At 32.6% G+C, this 17,139-nt stretch carries 17 protein-coding genes and 1 other annotated feature; of the genes, 2 read left to right on the top strand and 15 right to left on the bottom strand.

Annotation, left to right across the window (positions count from 1 at the left end):
* Positions 1-123 precede the first annotated feature (123 nt).
* Positions 124-1,914, top strand: a complete 1,791-nt coding sequence (locus tag B5G32_RS06340) for a flavin reductase (protein WP_087936177.1) — start codon at positions 124-126, stop codon at positions 1,912-1,914.
* A gap of 26 nt (positions 1,915-1,940) precedes the next feature.
* Here the strand turns inward: B5G32_RS06340 and B5G32_RS06335 are convergent, their stop codons facing one another.
* From B5G32_RS06335 to B5G32_RS06305, 7 genes are all read right to left on the bottom strand, one after another.
* The gene (locus B5G32_RS06335; protein ID WP_087936176.1) at positions 1,941-2,627 is read right to left on the bottom strand and encodes an ABC transporter ATP-binding protein; all 687 of its coding nucleotides are present in this window, start codon (positions 2,625-2,627) and stop codon (positions 1,941-1,943) included.
* On the bottom strand, positions 2,624-3,088 hold the full coding sequence (locus tag B5G32_RS06330) for a hypothetical protein (RefSeq protein WP_087936175.1): 465 nt from the start codon (positions 3,086-3,088) through the stop codon (positions 2,624-2,626). Before B5G32_RS06330 ends, B5G32_RS06335 begins: the two co-directional genes overlap by 4 nt.
* Before the next feature lie 143 nt (positions 3,089-3,231).
* On the bottom strand, positions 3,232-4,053 hold the full coding sequence (locus B5G32_RS06325; RefSeq protein WP_087936174.1) for a MetQ/NlpA family ABC transporter substrate-binding protein: 822 nt from the start codon (positions 4,051-4,053) through the stop codon (positions 3,232-3,234).
* A 12-nt stretch (positions 4,054-4,065) separates the two neighbouring features.
* On the bottom strand, positions 4,066-4,731 hold the full coding sequence (locus tag B5G32_RS06320; RefSeq protein WP_087936173.1) for a methionine ABC transporter permease: 666 nt from the start codon (positions 4,729-4,731) through the stop codon (positions 4,066-4,068).
* A 1-nt stretch (position 4,732) separates the two neighbouring features.
* Positions 4,733-5,752 carry a methionine ABC transporter ATP-binding protein gene (locus B5G32_RS06315; RefSeq protein ID WP_087297994.1) on the bottom strand — a complete coding sequence of 340 codons (1,020 nt, stop codon included), beginning with the start codon at positions 5,750-5,752 and terminating at the stop codon, positions 4,733-4,735.
* Positions 5,753-5,785: 33 nt separating this feature from the next.
* Positions 5,786-6,019 (bottom strand) — a binding site (T-box leader).
* A gap of 40 nt (positions 6,020-6,059) precedes the next feature.
* Entirely contained in the window at positions 6,060-7,226 is a 1,167-nt protein-coding gene (locus B5G32_RS06310) for a cation diffusion facilitator family transporter (protein ID WP_087305458.1), read from the bottom strand.
* Between the two features lie 9 nt (positions 7,227-7,235).
* On the bottom strand, positions 7,236-7,586 hold the full coding sequence (locus tag B5G32_RS06305; protein WP_087243331.1) for a hypothetical protein: 351 nt from the start codon (positions 7,584-7,586) through the stop codon (positions 7,236-7,238).
* A gap of 164 nt (positions 7,587-7,750) precedes the next feature.
* On the opposite strand from B5G32_RS06305, the gene cysK reads away from it, so the two are divergent.
* Positions 7,751-8,677, top strand: a complete 927-nt coding sequence (gene cysK, locus B5G32_RS06300) for a cysteine synthase A (RefSeq protein WP_087936172.1) — start codon at positions 7,751-7,753, stop codon at positions 8,675-8,677.
* A 71-nt stretch (positions 8,678-8,748) separates the two neighbouring features.
* Here the strand turns inward: cysK and thrS are convergent, their stop codons facing one another.
* The 8 genes from thrS to coaE all read right to left on the bottom strand — a co-directional run bounded on the left by thrS (position 8,749) and on the right by coaE (position 17,134).
* Entirely contained in the window at positions 8,749-10,482 is a 1,734-nt protein-coding gene (gene thrS / locus B5G32_RS06295; protein ID WP_087936171.1) for a threonine--tRNA ligase, read from the bottom strand.
* Positions 10,482-10,997: a GNAT family N-acetyltransferase gene (locus B5G32_RS06290; RefSeq protein WP_158093982.1), complete on the bottom strand. Its 516-nt coding sequence runs from the start codon at positions 10,995-10,997 to the stop codon at positions 10,482-10,484. The genes thrS and B5G32_RS06290 overlap by 1 nt, the downstream gene beginning before the upstream one ends.
* Before the next feature lie 231 nt (positions 10,998-11,228).
* Positions 11,229-11,507 carry a hypothetical protein gene (locus B5G32_RS06285; protein WP_087243336.1) on the bottom strand — a complete coding sequence of 93 codons (279 nt, stop codon included), beginning with the start codon at positions 11,505-11,507 and terminating at the stop codon, positions 11,229-11,231.
* A gap of 402 nt (positions 11,508-11,909) precedes the next feature.
* Positions 11,910-13,334: a pyruvate kinase gene (gene pyk, locus B5G32_RS06275; RefSeq protein WP_087936169.1), complete on the bottom strand. Its 1,425-nt coding sequence runs from the start codon at positions 13,332-13,334 to the stop codon at positions 11,910-11,912.
* A 32-nt stretch (positions 13,335-13,366) separates the two neighbouring features.
* Entirely contained in the window at positions 13,367-14,326 is a 960-nt protein-coding gene (gene pfkA / locus B5G32_RS06270) for a 6-phosphofructokinase (protein WP_087304560.1), read from the bottom strand.
* A 93-nt stretch (positions 14,327-14,419) separates the two neighbouring features.
* Positions 14,420-15,313 (bottom strand): ATP-binding protein, encoded by an 894-nt coding sequence (locus B5G32_RS06265; protein WP_087936168.1) that lies wholly within the window; start codon positions 15,311-15,313, stop codon positions 14,420-14,422.
* The gene (locus B5G32_RS06260) at positions 15,310-16,557 is read right to left on the bottom strand and encodes a DnaD domain protein (protein WP_087936167.1); all 1,248 of its coding nucleotides are present in this window, start codon (positions 16,555-16,557) and stop codon (positions 15,310-15,312) included. The genes B5G32_RS06265 and B5G32_RS06260 overlap by 4 nt, the downstream gene beginning before the upstream one ends.
* Positions 16,538-17,134, bottom strand: a complete 597-nt coding sequence (gene coaE / locus B5G32_RS06255) for a dephospho-CoA kinase (RefSeq protein ID WP_087297963.1) — start codon at positions 17,132-17,134, stop codon at positions 16,538-16,540. Before coaE ends, B5G32_RS06260 begins: the two co-directional genes overlap by 20 nt.
* Between the last annotated feature and the right edge of the window lie 5 nt (positions 17,135-17,139).

Raw genomic sequence — 17,139 nt, 5'->3', positions numbered from 1 at the left:
TTTTATATTTTTATTTTACACTTTTTTATCATGAAAATAAACATTTTTTGTTTTACGCATCGACATTGATTTTTCACTAGGATATGACTATAATGAATAGAGACATTGAAAGGAGTTCAAAGTATGGAAATAACAAAAGATATCAGATATGTAGGTGTTAATGACCATCATATTGATTTATTTGAAGGACAATACGTTGTCCCAAATGGTATGGCTTATAATTCTTATGTGATTTTAGATGAAAAGATTGCGATAATGGATACTGTAGATATTCATTTTACACATGAATGGCTAGATAATATTGATGAAGTTTTACAAGGGCGTCAGCCTGATTATTTAATTATTCAACATATGGAACCTGACCATTCTGCTAATATCTTAAACTTTATGAAAGTTTACCCTAACACAACATTAGTGGGGAATGCTAAAACATTTATGATGATAGAACAGTTCTTCGCTTTAGATGAAAACTATCAAAGATTAGTTGTGAAAAATGGTGAAGAATTATGTTTAGGTCAACATACATTATCATTTGTATTTGCGCCAATGGTACATTGGCCTGAAGTAATGATGACTTATGATCAAAAGGATAAGATTTTATTTTCAGCAGATGGATTTGGAAAATTTGGAGCTAATGATGTCAAAGAAGACTGGGATGATGAAGCACGTCGTTACTACATTGGTATTGTTGGGAAATATGGTGCACAAGTCCAGGCAGTGCTTAAAAAAGCTGCAACTTTAGATATTCAAATGATCTGTCCATTACATGGACCTGTTTTAAAAGACAATCTATCACACTATTTGAATCTTTATCAGACATGGTCATCTTATAGTGTGGAAACAGATGGTGTTATGATTGCTTATAATTCTATTTATGGACATACTCAAAAAGCAGTTGATTTATTGGCATCAAAATTAACAGAAAAAGGATGTCCAAAGGTTGTTATGCATGATTTAGCACGTGATGATATGGCTTTATGTGTAAGCGATGCTTTTCGATATGGTAAGCTTGTTTTAGCTTCAGTGACTTATAATGCAGATGTTTTCCCATTCATGAAAGAATTCATTCATCATTTAACGGAAAGAAATTTCCAAAATCGTACAATCGCATTAATAGAAAATGGATCATGGGCTCCGATGGCTTGTAAAGTCATGAAAGGCATGTTAGAAAACTGTAAAAACATAACTTGGGCTGAAAATCATGTCACTGTTAAATCAGCATTAAATAGTGAAAGTCAAGAAGCCATTGACCAATTAGCGGATGAATTATGTCGTGACTATATTGCCAAATCTAATGATAAAGCAAATAAACATGATATGAGTGCTTTATTTAAAATTGGTTATGGACTTTATGTTGTGACAAGTCATGATGGTAAACAAGATAACGGATTAATTGTTAATACTGTCACACAAGTCAGTGATAATCCAAATCGTGTTGCGGTGAATATTAATAAACAAAATTATTCACATCATGTCATTAAACAAACGGGAAAAATGAATGTCAACTGTTTATCTGTTGATGCTCCATTTAGCATTTTTGAAAGATTTGGTTTCCAAAGTGGTCGTACAGTTAATAAATTCGATGGTTTTGAACCATTATATGCTGATAACGGTTTAGCTTTCTTACCTCGTTATATTAATGCTTTTATGTCACTTGAAGTTGAAGAATATGTAGACTTACAGACACATGGTATGTTTATATGTAAAGTAACAGAAGCGCGCGTCATTTCTGATTTAGATACAATGACTTATACATATTATCAAAATCATGTCAAACCAAAACCTCAAACAGAAGGCAAAAAAGGATTTGTATGTAAAATCTGTGGTTACATTTATGAAGGAGATGTTCTTCCAGAAGACTACATCTGTCCATTATGTAAACATGGTGCTATTGATTTTGAACCAATTCAATAAAGATGCAAAACGAATGATTTATACAATCATTCGTTTTTTTGTGCCGTATCCTGTATGATTTGTCCATCTTCAATACGTAAGATACGATCAGCTACATTAGCAATCATTTCATCATGTGTCACCATAATTACAGTTTCATGATATTTTCTTTGTGCTATTTTTAATAATTGAATCACTTCCTGTGAACTCTTCGCATCTAAATTTCCAGTTGGCTCATCGGCAAAGATAATTGCTGGTTTAGAGGCCAGTGCTCTAGCAATTGCGACACGTTGCTGTTGTCCACCTGAAAGTTCATGAATAAAGGCGTATTTCTTTTCCTTAAGTTTCAATAAATCAATAATCTCATCCACATATTCTTCATCCACCTGTCTATTATCTAAATGAATTGGTAAAACAATATTTTCAATCACATTATGAGTTGTAATCAGATTAAAGAATTGAAACACAAATCCCATTTTTCTCCTTCTTAAACGCGTTAAACGATCATCATTCATATCATAGAGTGATTCTCCCTGTAAATAAACTTTTCCAGCATTTGGCTTTACCAAACCAGCCAATACATGCAATAAAGTACTCTTCCCACTACCACTGGTTCCAACAACAGCCACAAAAGAACCTTCTTCAATGTCTATTGAAATATTCTTAATCGCATCTACCTTGTTTTCAGCATATCCATAAGTTTTTCTTAAATTCTTCCCATCTAAAATGATCATGATAATCCACCTCCATTATCAATATTCATTAAATCATTCCATAAAACATATAATGGCATCATATAAATAACCACACATACACCTAAACATATGAAACTCATCACAAGGAATTCCACTATAGGAATATAGACAATCTGAAGATAAGATTCTACCAATAAAATCAAAGTTATATTCATAATATTAATAATGACAAAAGAATAAAAACCTTTTTCTACTTCTTTGATTAACATTTCTCTTTTTGTCATTCCCACAATTCTCATCATCATATAATCTCTTTGATGATTGATGAGATAATTTTTATTTAAGTAATAACATAGAATAAAAAACATAATGAGACCAACAATCATCATTTCATTATCTACAAGAAGTGGTATTTCTTCAATTGACCCATTATATCGTGTAAATTCTTTCAATCCCATATCATAGATAGATATTCCTCCAATATCATTATCTTCAATCATTTGGACGACCACTATTATTTTTATAACTTTCATCAATATAACATCATCATCCTATACCACAATTCAAATATGAAATCCTATTAAAAAGGCATAAACCTAAGAGTATATCTTAAGTTTATGCCAATGGATGAGAAATACTCATCTTAATCTACCATAACAACAGCACCTTTATATTCATCTTCTACAAATTGTTTTATTTCATCAGATTTTAAGACTTCAATCAATGCTTTAATCTTTTCATCATTTTCATGACCTTCTTGTACTGCAACAATATTCACATATGGATTATCAGCATCTACTGTTTCAATAATTAACGCATCATCTGTTGGATTTAATCCAGCCTGCAGGGCATAGTTTCCATTAATGGCAACTAAATCTCCTTGATTATTTTGATAAGCAGTTGCAAGTAATTCTGGTTTAATTTCTTCAAATGATAAATTCTTTGGATTAGATACAATATCCTCTGTTGTTGCTTCAAGACGTTCGACATCATCACTTAATTCAATCACTCCAGCATCTTCTAGAATGCCAAGAATTCTTCCATGGTCAGCTACAGAGTTAGAAATAATCACTTCCCCATTTTCAGGAATATCTTTAATATCTTTTATTGTCTGAGAATAAAATCCAAATGGTTCTAAGTGAATACCAGCTTCCTCTACAATTTTATATCCATGCTCACTAAGTTCACCTTCAAAGAATGGACGATGTTGGAAATAGTTAGCATCTACTTCTCCTGCATCTAAAGCTTTGTTGAAAATATAATAATCATCCAACACTTTAATTTCTAAATCAATGTCATATTTTTCTTTCAATATAGGTTTAGCTTCCTCTAAGATTTTAGAATGAGGATCTAATGTTGCAGAAACAGTTAATGTTTTTTCATCACTCGCTGTGTCTCCACCTCCACAACCTGTTAATCCAATAGCTAAAAATAATGCACAAATTCCAATAAATAATTTTTTCATATGTTTTCCTCCCTATCTCTTATCAATTCTTTTCACAATCAAATCACCAATAATCTGTATAATAAAGACAATCACTAAAACAAAGAATGTTGCAGTATACATAACTGGCATATTTTGTCTAGCATATCCATACATATAGGCTAAGTTTCCAAGTCCTCCAGATCCAATACATCCTGCCATAGCTGTATAACCTACTAAAGAAATAGCCATAACAGTCATACTTGAAATTAATGCTGGTTTAGCTTCAGGTATAAGAACCTTTGTAATAATCTGCCAGGAACTCGCCCCCATAGCCTTGCTGGCTTCAATTGTTCCTTTATCAATCTCACTTAAAGCTATCATACACATTCTTGCATAGAAAGGTGCACTTGATAGAATCAGTGCTGGTAAAGCGCCTTTGACTCCTAACATTGTTCCCATGATTTTAATTGTAAACTGTAGAAGCAGGAATATTAAAATAATAAATGGGATAGCTCTAAAAAGATTAATAATGAAATCTAAAATACGATAAATAACTTTATGAGGATAAAGTCCGTCTTCTTTTGTGATATAAAGGATGATTCCTAAAACAAACCCTAATATAACAGCAATCACTAAAGAAACCACTGTCATCAATAATGTTTCCTGGATGGCAACATACATAGCATCCCAATCAATTTGACTTAAAAATTCACTCATCTTAAATCACCTCCACAATAACCTGATAGTCTTTAAATTTTTGAATGACATCTTCATAATCCTGTTGTGTTCCACCTATGACATTGACAATCAATACTCCAAAAGAACTATCAATTGTATTTGTGAGATTTCCTGAAACAATACTTAAATCTAATTTTGTTTCTTTAATGACACGAGAAACAATAGGTTGTCTGGAAATATCTTCATCAAATGTTAATCTTAATAAAATACCATCTGGATAAATCTGTTTAAGATTTTCATTTTGCTTATCATCATCAATCTTACTTGATATATCTCTGACAAAACGTTTGGTAATGTGATGATGAGGATGTTCAAAGATATCTTTGACACGACCTGTTTCTACAACTTTCCCTTCACTCATAACAGCGATACGATGACAGATTTTTTGTACGACTTCCATCTGATGTGTAATCATGACAATCGTAATCCCGAGTTTTTGATTGATATCTTTTAATAAATCTAAAATCTGTTCCGTTGTATCTGGATCCAATGCACTGGTTGCTTCATCACATAACAGAATACTTGGATCATTGGCCAATGCTCTTGCGATACCTACACGTTGTTTCTGTCCACCAGATAATTCACTTGGATAAGCATTTTCACGTCCCTGCAATCCAACCAGTTCAATTAATTCTTTTGCTTTTTGAACACGTTTGCTTTTTTCAACACCAGCAATCTCTAATGGCAATTCAATATTTTTTTGTACTGTTCTGGACCACAATAAATTAAAATGTTGAAAAATCATTCCCATCTCTGTTCTTTTCTTTCTTAAATCTTTAGCATTGTATAATGAAATATCTTCACCATCAATAAAGACTTCTCCACTTGTCTGTTTTTCAAGCTGATTAATAATACGAACAAGTGTTGACTTCCCAGCACCACTATATCCAATAACCCCAAAGATTTCACCATTCTGGATTGTTAAATTAACATCCTGACAGGCATGAATATCTCCTTTAGGTGTATGGAAAACTTTTTGAATATGTTTTAATTCAATCATGAAATCCCTCCTATAAATAAAAAAACCCGTCCCGCTAAGGACGAGTATATAACCCGTGTTACCACCTTAATTCATCGTTACATCACTATAACAATCTCTTCGAGTACCAACATACTCTAGTACGATAACGGGTACACCCGCCATTAGCTAAATCATTCACTAATGAAACTCCAAGACCATCTTCATTTATGCCTCAATATTCTTTTCCACCAACCAAGAACTCTCTATCAAATCATCATAAACTACTCTTCTCTTCACTGTTGTTAATAATATATTATCTTGTCTATAAACATTTGTCAAACACTTTTTATAAAAATGCATGATCTATCTGTATCACACAAAAATAGTGTGAATTGATCTGTTGAATCGCTTCTGTGATTTTTTGCTTCAACTCCTGATGTGAAATTTCATCATCAGCAGGCAATAAAACATCAAAAATGAGATTAATATGTGTTGGTCCTTTGACCAGTCGAAAATCATGAATACTATAGTTTGGATTCAATGCCTGAACAATATTTTGAACTTCCTGTTTTAACTGATTTGTAAGTTCATCCATTGTATCAATAGGATCCATATGGATTGTTGTTAAAATATTAAACTTTTCTAATAAATCTCTTTCAATAACATCAATCTGATCATGAGCAGTCATGATATCTTCATGACAATCCACTTCAGCATGAAAAGTCATATATTGACGTCCAGGCCCATAATCATGCAACATAAAATCATGAATACCTAAAACCTGATCAAATGATAGAACATACTCATAGATGTCATTAACCAGTTCTTTATCAGGCGCTTTTCCTAATAATGGATCAACAGTATCCTTAAAAATATCAATTCCTGACTTAAACACAACAATGGAAACAATAACCCCAATTATTCCATCCACAGGAAATGAGGTTACTAAACTCAAACATAAAGAAACCAAGGTTGCAAGAGTTGCACAGACATCATTTAAACTATCTTGTGAAGCTGCTTTTAAAGATGTGGAATCAATGATTTTTCCAGCTTTTCTATTAAAAGAAGCCATCCATAATTTGATAAAAATAGATACCACCAAAACAATGAGGGCACCCCATGTAAAAAGAAGGGCTTCAGGTTTGATAATTTTCATCACTGATTCTTTAAAAGAGGAAAACGCTACTAATAAAATTAAAAAAGAAATGATTAATCCTGCAATATATTCATAACGACCATGTCCATAAGGATGGTCACTATCAGGATGTTTTCCTGCTAATTTAAAACCAAAAAGTGTTGCTAAATTGCTCCCCATATCTGATAGATTGTTAAATCCATCAGCCTGAATAGCTACTGAATGTGTCATAAATCCAAATAATAATTTAAAGATGACCATGACACAGTTACATATAATAGAAAGAACACTACATAGTGTTCCATACTTTTCTCTTATTTCAGGTGCTTGTGTATCTTGATAATTTGGAATTGTTTTTTTAACAATCAAATCAAACATAATAACCTCCTAAAAGATATTAGAAATTTTTTTCAAATAAATATTTCTACCTTTTCTTTGAGCAAGTCCACAATCTTCTAATTCTTGAATATAACCATCAATTTTTTGCTGATCAACATTTTTATGAGCTAAGTCTTTTAAAACTTCAATCATTTGAGGATGATCATCTTTAATATAAGCAAATCCATCATAATCATATAATGGTGTTTTCAACATAACATTCAAACATGCAACATAAGCCCATTTGACTTCCAAACGGACAAGTTTGTATTGCATTGTATCAAACAATGCATTTGGCATATAATATTTATCTTCATGATTTTTTAAATCCTTTATATCATTTTTATCATAACAGATCATTTTTATTCCTCCCTCTATGTTTTTTCATTATAACATAGAATATGAAGATTTGGTAAATAATATTATGATTTTCTTATCAATGACACGCAAAAGATTTATCATATTCTTTGCTTTTTTAGCCTATACTTTCTATAATGAGGACAATAAAAAGGAGGTTTTCAGATATGAAAATTTATCACAGTATTCAAGAGATGGTAGGACAAACACCTATTCTACAATTACATCATATAGAAAAGCAGGAACAAACTCAGGCCCATTTATTCGCCAAGCTGGAATATTATAATCCTGCTGGCAGTGTCAAAGATCGTGTTGCAAGAGGTATGTTATTAGATGCTTTAGAATCTGGAAAACTACAACCTGGTGCAACAATTATAGAACCAACAAGCGGTAATACGGGTATTGGATTATGTGCCATTGGTACGGCTTTAGGTTTTGAAGTCATTATCGTAATGCCTGATACAATGAGTGAAGAAAGAAGAAAACTCATGAAAGCATTCGGTGCCAAGCTTGTTTTAACACCAGGTCAAGAAGGAATGACTGGAGCCATTAATAAAGCTAAAGCTTTAGCAAAAGACATTCCTCACAGCTTCATTCCTAGTCAGTTTACCAATCCAAGCAATCCAAAAGCCCATTATCTATCAACTGGTCCAGAAATTAATGAACAGATGGATGGAAAAGTAGATATCTTTGTTGCTGGAGTTGGAACTGGTGGGACAATCAGTGGAGTTGGACAATATTTAAAAGAAAAGAATCCACAGGTACAAATCATTGCGGTAGAACCAAAAGATTCTCCACTCCTTTCAAATGGACAAACAGGTTCCCATCAGCTTCAAGGTATTGGCGCAAACTTTGTTCCTGAAACTTTAGATACACATATTTATGATCAGATAATAACTGTTTCTACTGATGAAGCTTTTGAAGCAGCTAGACAGCTTGCTCAAAAAGAAGGAATTCTTACTGGTATTTCTTCAGGTGCTGCTTTATATGCTGCTAAAACTTTAGCTAAACAGCCTGAAAACAAAGATAAGAATATTGTTGTTTTATTACCTGATGGTGGCGATCGTTATTTATCAACAGCATTATATGAATAAAAAAGGGAAGTTATTTCAAAACTATGAAATAACTTTTTCTTTTCAATCAAAAAGCGAGTCATTCAACTCGCTTATCTTGATTTTTCTTCAATTTGTTTTAAGACCATATCTACAAATTCATCTAATGATACAGTGATTTGTTTGTGTTCACCATATTGACGATAAGTCACAGTTCTTTCATCTCTTTCTTTATCACCTAAGACTAGCTGATATGGAATCTTCTTCATCTGTGCTTCACGAATACGATAACCTAATTTTTCTTCACGATCATCTAATTCCACACGAATTCCTTTGTCTTCTAGAAGTTTATAGACTTCTTTTGAATATTCTAAATGATATTCATTTTTAACTGGAATCACTTTGACTTGTGTTGGTGCTAACCATAATGGGAATGCCCCTGCAAAGTGTTCAATCAAAATACCAATAAATCTTTCAATAGAACCAAAGATCACACGATGTAACATAACTGGTCTCACTTTTTCACCATTATGATCCACATATGTTAAATCGAATCTTTCTGGTAAGTTCATATCTAATTGGATTGTTCCACATTGCCAAACTCTTCCTAAAGAATCTCTGACATGGAAGTCAAGTTTTGGACCATAGAAAGCCCCATCTCCAGGATTGACTTTAAAGTCTTTTCCAGCTGCTTGACATGCTGCTGCTAAGGCTGCTTCACTCTTTTCCCAGATTTCTAAATCTCCAATATATTTTTCTTCTGGACGAGTTGATAATTCAATATCATATGGTAAGCCTAAATTAGAATAAACACGATCAATAAATGAAATCAAACGTACAACTTCACTTTCAATCTGATCAGGTGTCATAAAGATATGTGCATCGTCCTGTGTAAAAGTACGTACTCTAAATAAACCATTTAAAGCACCACTGGCTTCATGTCTATGCACTTGTCCAAGTTCTCCCATACGAAGAGGTAAATCTTTATAAGAATGTAAACCATTTTTATAAACAAGCATACTTCCTGGACAGTTCATTGGTTTAATTGCAAATTCACGCTCATCAATTTCACTTGTATACATATTTTCTTTATAGTTATCCCAATGTCCTGAAGTTTCCCATAACTCTCTTGACATCATGATTGGTGTTTTAATGAACTGATATCCTTCTTTGGCATGTTCTTCATACCAGTATTGTTCTAATGTATTTCTTAATAACATCCCATGTGGTAAGAAAAATGGCATACCTGGTGCATATTCACTCATCATAAATAAATCAAGTTCTCTTCCTAATTTTTTATGATCTCTTTTTTTAGCTTCTTCTAAAAAGTCTAAATGTTCCTGTAACTCTTCAGCTGTTGGGAAACAAACACCATAAATTCTTTGTAGAACTTTATTGTTTTTATCACCTTTCCAGTAAGCTCCAGAATGTTTTAATAATTTAAAATTCTTACATAATTTGACAGTTTCTACATGTGGCCCTCTACATAAATCGACGAAGTCTCCTTGACGATAACATGTAATATGTCCATCTTCTAAACCTTGAATTAAATCTAACTTATAAGGATCATCTTTAAACATGTCTAAAGCTTCTTCTTTAGAAATGTCTTCTCTGATAATTCTTTTTCCATCTTTACAGATTTTCTTCATTTCTTTTTCAATTTTAGGTAAATCATCATCAGTAATCACCTGATCACCTAAATCAATATCATAGTAGAATCCTTCGCTCACAACTGGTCCAACCCAGAATTTAGCTTGAGGATATAAATGCTTAACTGCCTGTGCCATCACATGTGCACATGAATGATTTAAAGTATTTAAAGCTTCTTCATTAATAAAATCTCTCATTATTTCTTTCCTCCTATCCAAAATCTTAAAATATCATCATATTGATTTTCAAAAACACCACCACTTTTTTCAATGGTCTTTCTTGAAGCCACATTATCTTGATGACAAGTGATTAATACGGGTTCAATTTCCCATTGTTGACAAAATTGAAGTGCCTGTTTCAACATATCTGTCGCATATCCCTGCCTACGATAATCGGGATGAATGGAATAGCCAATATGTCCACCATGTTTGAATAAAGCCTCATTTAAGCAATGACGGATATGAATACAACCAATCACTTGATTATTGACAACATATAAAAACTCTGTCCCTGGAACAAAACCATCTTCTAATTCAATACCTAAATGATTCTTCTTTTCTCTTGAAATCCATTCCTGATAACTTGAACAGCTTTCAAAAGAACCTGCTCCATTGACACCAAAAGGATTATGATCATCTTTCATAGCTTGAATCAATGCCTTCATTGATTCTTCATGATGATAATCAGGAAATTCTAAATGTCCTTTTTCCATATCTGCCCCCCTTAATAAAAAAGAGATTTCATCCAAAGGACGAAATCTCGTGGTACCACCTTTATTCATTATCTATCAGATAACCTCAAAACTTTAACGCAGTTCTACGACAATCTCTTTCGAGTGTAGCCTATTAGGGAGTATTTCTATAAGCTATCAAAGATTTTCACCAACCATCTTTTCTCTAAACAATCACTTATAAAAACATATCCTAAATCATTGCTTGTAAAGTTATTTTACATCATTATTCTCATTTGTCAAGATATCTGTATCTTTTGTTTTTTTCATTTCATAATATTCAATAATTTCTGCAAATCCATAGATGATTAATGAAAGCAAAAAGGAGATAAAACAAGACCACAACATCATCAGCATAGATTCTACTCCCATTAGCTCACCAGTATTTAAATAAGATGTATTCATCGCTATTGTATATCCTTGTTGTAAGATACTCCCAACTAAGAAAATATAAGCACAGACTTTTAAAATTTTAGATACTTTATAAGTCACGTTTTGTACCCCCCCCTGTCATTTTTTGAGTTTATAAAATATTCTTATTTTCATATAATTTCACTATATAGCTACAGCCATAAATCAATAATGACACAATGAATGCAAAGACGATATCTTTTGAAAAACTGAATAAATTTTCAATTGACAATATATATTGTAATCGAAAAATGAGTGATTTCATTGTATAGAAAATCATAAATAAATAGGAACAAATCTTCAGTTTATCTCCTGCTTGATGAAACATATTTCAGCATACCTTTCTCTTTATTTCTTTTCTATATTTAAAATATCATATTTTTGTGTATAAAATATGAAAAAATCTCTAAAATATAAATTTTACATAAAAAAGCATCACTTTGAAAGTGATACTTTTCTCATGAATAGAAATTGATTGAAAATTTATTTAACAGTGATTAATTGTAAGTAGCTTGTTGTTCCACGAACACCAGGAGTTCCTCCAGTAACAAGGATTGTTTCCCCAGCATTAACACCGTTTTCTTTTGCAATAACTTCAGCTAAGTTTAATAAACCTTCTGTTGTATCCATGTGTTTACATATTACAGATTTAACACCCCAGTTAATTGCTAATTTCTTAGTTGTTTTTTCATATGGAGTTGCCGCAATGATTGGACATTCTGGTCTATATCTAGACATTTTCTTTGCTGTAAATCCAGATTCTGTAAATGCAACGATGGCAGCAACATTGAATTTTGTTGCAATTTCAGCTACTGACATACAGATAGCTTCAGAAGGATCATCAGATGCAGTTCTGACAGCTTTTCTATGTAATGAAGAATAATCTAATGTAGATTCTGTTTTAATTGCAATTTTGTTCATAACCATAACAGCTTCTTCTGGATATTTACCTTGTGCAGATTCACCAGATAACATAATAGCATCAGTACCATCATAAATAGCGTTTGCAACGTCGCTGACTTCAGCACGAGTTGGTCTTGGATTTTCTTGCATAGATTCAAGCATTTGTGTTGCAGTAATAACAATTTTACCAGCTGCTTTACATTTTCTGATTAATTCTTTTTGAATTAATGGTACATCTTCAGCAGGAACTTCAACACCTAAATCCCCACGTGCAACCATGATACCATCAGCAACTTTGATAATATCATCCATTTTTTCAACACCTTCGCTATTTTCAATTTTAGCGATGATTTGAATATCAGGTTTTCCATTTTCAACTAATATTTTTTTAACATCTAAAACGTCTTGAGGACGACGCACAAATGATGCAGCAATGTAATCTACATCTTGTTGACATCCAAATTCTAAGTCAGCTCTATCTTTTTCAGAAATGAAATCAAATCCAAGTTCGATACCAGGAACATTGATTCCACGTTTATTTTTGACTTTACCATCATTTGCACAAACACAAACGATATCAGTTCCTTCAACATGGTCAACTAATAATTCAACTTGACCATCGTTCACTAAGATAAATCCACCAGGTTTAACATCTTTGTATAAATCTTTATAAGTGATTGTGAAACGATCTGCAGTCCCTACGATATCTTCCACACAGATTGTAGACACTTGTCCTTTTTTAAATTCAGTAAATCCACCTTCAAAATCACCAGTTCTAATTTCAGGCCCTTTTGTATCTAATAAAATAGCACAGTTTGTCCCAAGTTCAGCATTGACATCACGCATTGTTTGCATTTTTTTACCATGTTCTTCATAATCACCATGAGAGAAGTTACAACGCATAACATTCATACCAGCTAAAACTAATTTTTTTAACATTTTTGGATCTTCAGATGCAGGTCCAATTGTACAAATAATCTTTGTTTTCTTCATCTTATCTTTCATTCTCAATTAATCTCCTATAACTTAGTTTATATTTAACGAAGTTTTAATACATCTTCGTAAATACCTTGATTGACTTGACGTTTATGTCCTAAGACTTCTTGAATTGGTAGTCCAACAATTTCACCTTTAACATCACTGATGCAAAGACCACCTTTACCTTCTTCTAATAATTCAACAGCTTTGATTCCCATACGAGTAGCTAAAACACGATCTCTAGCAGATGGACGTCCACCTCTTTGCATATGTCCTAAAACATTAGCACGTGTTTCAAAACCAGTTGCTTCTTCAACACGTTTTGCAAGTTCATGAACATCAGTAATATGTTCAGTAATAACAACCAAAGCATGTTTTTTATCAGAAGCTTTTGAACGTTTTAAAGTTTCAATGACTTCTTCTTCATCAAAACCACTTTCGCTTGTCACAATCATTTCTGCTCCACAGGCAAGTCCTGCATGAACAGCCAAGTCACCACATCTTCTTCCCATAACTTCAAGAATTGTACATCTTTGATGTGAGCTTGATGTATCTCTTAATTTATCTAAAGCATCTACAATTGTATTTAAAGCCGTATCAAATCCAATTGTAAAATCAGTATCAGGAATATCATTATCTATTGTTCCAGGAATACCAATACAGTTGATCCCCATTTCGGTTAATTTTAAAGCTCCATTATAGCTTCCATCTCCCCCAATAACAACCAAAGCTTCCATTCCAACTTTTTTCATTTGTTCAATGGCTTCTTCTCTGACTTTAGGGTCTTTAAATTCAGGAAAACGTGCAGATTTTAAGAATGTTCCCCCAATGTTAATAATATTACGTGTACTATGCCTATCGAATTCAATAAATTCACCATCATGAAGTCCTTTATATCCTAATCGCACCCCATAAATTTTAATTCCCTTGTTTAAACAAGTTCTTGTTACAGCACGAATAGCTGCGTTCATTCCTGGCGCATCTCCACCAGAAGTTAATACTCCAATGCATTTCACCATAACTACTCTCCTCTCGCTTTTTTCGTTATTATTTTATCATAAAATGACGTTGTATTCTATACTTTCGAGTACATTCTATATCGTCATTTTGGTTCAGTCAAGCATTATTTCAATGCTTAACGCTTTCAACTTTGAAATAATTGTATTTGCACGAATTTCATCACCTTTTTTTAGAGTATAGACTTTTTTTAATTCATGATAACCATACATGCTTGTAAAAAAAGTGGGTAAATGATTCAATAAACGATAAGATAAAATGGTTAATAGAATTTCATCACGTGACCACGCTGTGATATTTTCTTCACCTAATTCATCCAACAGTAAATAATCAACCTTCAACAACTTATCCATAGCGTATTCATTATCACCAGAAGAAAAACTGGCTTTGAGGTCAATCAGATAAGTTGGAAAATGAATAAATCCAATCTGTTTATCTTTTTTAGCTAAACTATTCATCAAACCAGCCAACAATGTTGTCTTTCCACTTCCCATTGGACCATGTAAGAAAAGTCCTTGTGAAGTGGGTGTCTGTGAATACTTAAGAATATGTCCTAAAGCATTTTGATGATTAGCTGAAAGTTTCGCCGCATTTTCAACAATCTTGAGTGAAGACAAATCTGTCAACATTAAATCTTCACTGACATTGCTCATCACAAAGTGATCAAGAAGTTTTCTCTTCTTTTCCATTTCTTTACCAAAAGGACAACTTTGCAGTTCTAAAACAATTTCACCATCATAATATTTTAATATTTTTTGCATACCAATGGTATCTTTAGGACACTGATTTAAAGATTGACATGACTGACAAACATGAAAATCATCATTATAATCTAAAAATTCTACCCAGTAATCATCCATAACAGATGGATCTAAATGATTCTGTTTTAAAAAAGCTTGAATATTTTGTTCCTTTAATAATGCATACTGGCTTTCTTTTTTTAACTTTTCAATATCATCTTTGACGATCATATCAGATATTTTGATCATAATTGTCCCTCCTTCAATTGATTAAGTAAGTCCATCAGCTCTTGTGATGACACTTGACTTTGTGATGAAGATGATGAAACCTCTTCTTCTTTGGATTGTTCTGGTGTGGATTGATTCATCAATTCACGATAGGCATCCATAGCCGTCTGAATATTCTTACGGGCCCATGAAGCACCAATCGCTTCACAATAACGTTTTGACAAACGATTATTATTCTTACCTAAGACATATTCAATCAAAACATTCACCACAGCAGGTTTTAAACCTAATTGAACCATTAACGTTTCCACAATCATTAAATCATGATAGACAGGTTCTTTGCCGCCCTGTTTATCTTTTAAAAGATCATAGGGTGTTAAGGAATCTAAATATTTCATATGTAAAACAAGTGGTGATGAAGTCTGATCTGATGTTTGAAACTGGATAGGCTGCTTATGATAAACTTCCTGCAGTTGAGATGTTTGAGATACATCAAAATATTTTTGAATTGCCTGCTTCATACGACTGCGATTGATTCCCTGTGATTCCATAGCATCTTTCATAATGCCTGCCAGTGTTAAAGCATCAACATGATAAACATAAGCCAGTTCTGTCGCATAATTCAAATCATCCTGGCTCAGTAAAGAACGATTCACCTGATAATCTGCTAAACTCTGATACAATAAATCATAATCATAATCTATTTTGACATCCTGTGTTGTTTGATGGATCAAATCTTCATTGTATTTTAAAAGACGTGTTTTTTGGGGAGAATGCTGGATAGTAAAAACATCTTGAAATCTTGCTGTAATATCTTCATAACCATCTAGACTTTCTAAAGAAATCTTAAAATATTGCACTGTTTTTTGAAAATCATCTTCAGATAAAGATAACTGTAATAATGAAGATAAAATCTGATTTTTAAAGAATGCTTTTAAAGATAGAGGGGCATAAAGGCGATAAATATATTGGGTTATATCATTTTCATGTTTGACATAGGTTTTCACCAATCCTATTGCTTCTAAACTACGTAAAGCTTTTTCCATATCCATAACACTCATTGACATATAAGATGTTAAACGTGAAAGTGGACAAGGTGCAATAAAACGGCGCATACGTTTTCCTTCCATGACAAGCATCATATACAAATGCATTGCCTCCATGCCAATCAAAGGCTGATACAGATAATATAATGTATCTATTTGTACGTCATCAAGCGGATAACGCATTTCTACACGATATAAATCAGTCACATACAGTTTCATCTTTTAAATCCTTTAATACCCTTTCTATATTTTGATATAACTCTTCAAAACCATAACGATTATCAATGATATAATCTCCCATGTCTTTTTTTCTTTCGATAGATATTTGTTGACTCATTAAATGTTGAGCCTGTGTTTCATCAATATGATTGCGTGCCATCAGACGTTTCATTTGAGTCATTTCATCAACATAAACAACAATGACACTATCACACATTTCATCCATATGCGTTTCATATAATAATGGTACATCTAAAAAGATCAGCGGTTCTTGAGAAGTCTCAATTCCCTCCTGTAATGTTGTTTTCACATAAGGGTGAATAATACTTTCTAATAAAGCTTTCTTTTTGGCATCATGGAAAACAATCTGTCCCAGCTTTTGGCGACTGATATTTCCATTTTCATCTAAACAGTCAAAGTGAGCAATGATCTGATGATAACATCCACTGTTCTTTTCTAAAGCCTGATGTGAAATCTCATCAGCATCCAAAACACAATAACCATGTGTTCTTAAATATTGTGTCACACTGCTTTTTCCCACTGCAATTGACCCCGTAATTCCAATGACTCGACTCATTTTTC

This window comes from Massilimicrobiota sp. An80 (assembly GCF_002159255.1).
Lineage (GTDB): Bacteria > Bacillota_I > Bacilli_A > Erysipelotrichales > Coprobacillaceae > Allocoprobacillus > Allocoprobacillus merdigallinarum.
This window is presented reverse-complemented; position numbering and strand designations above follow the sequence as displayed.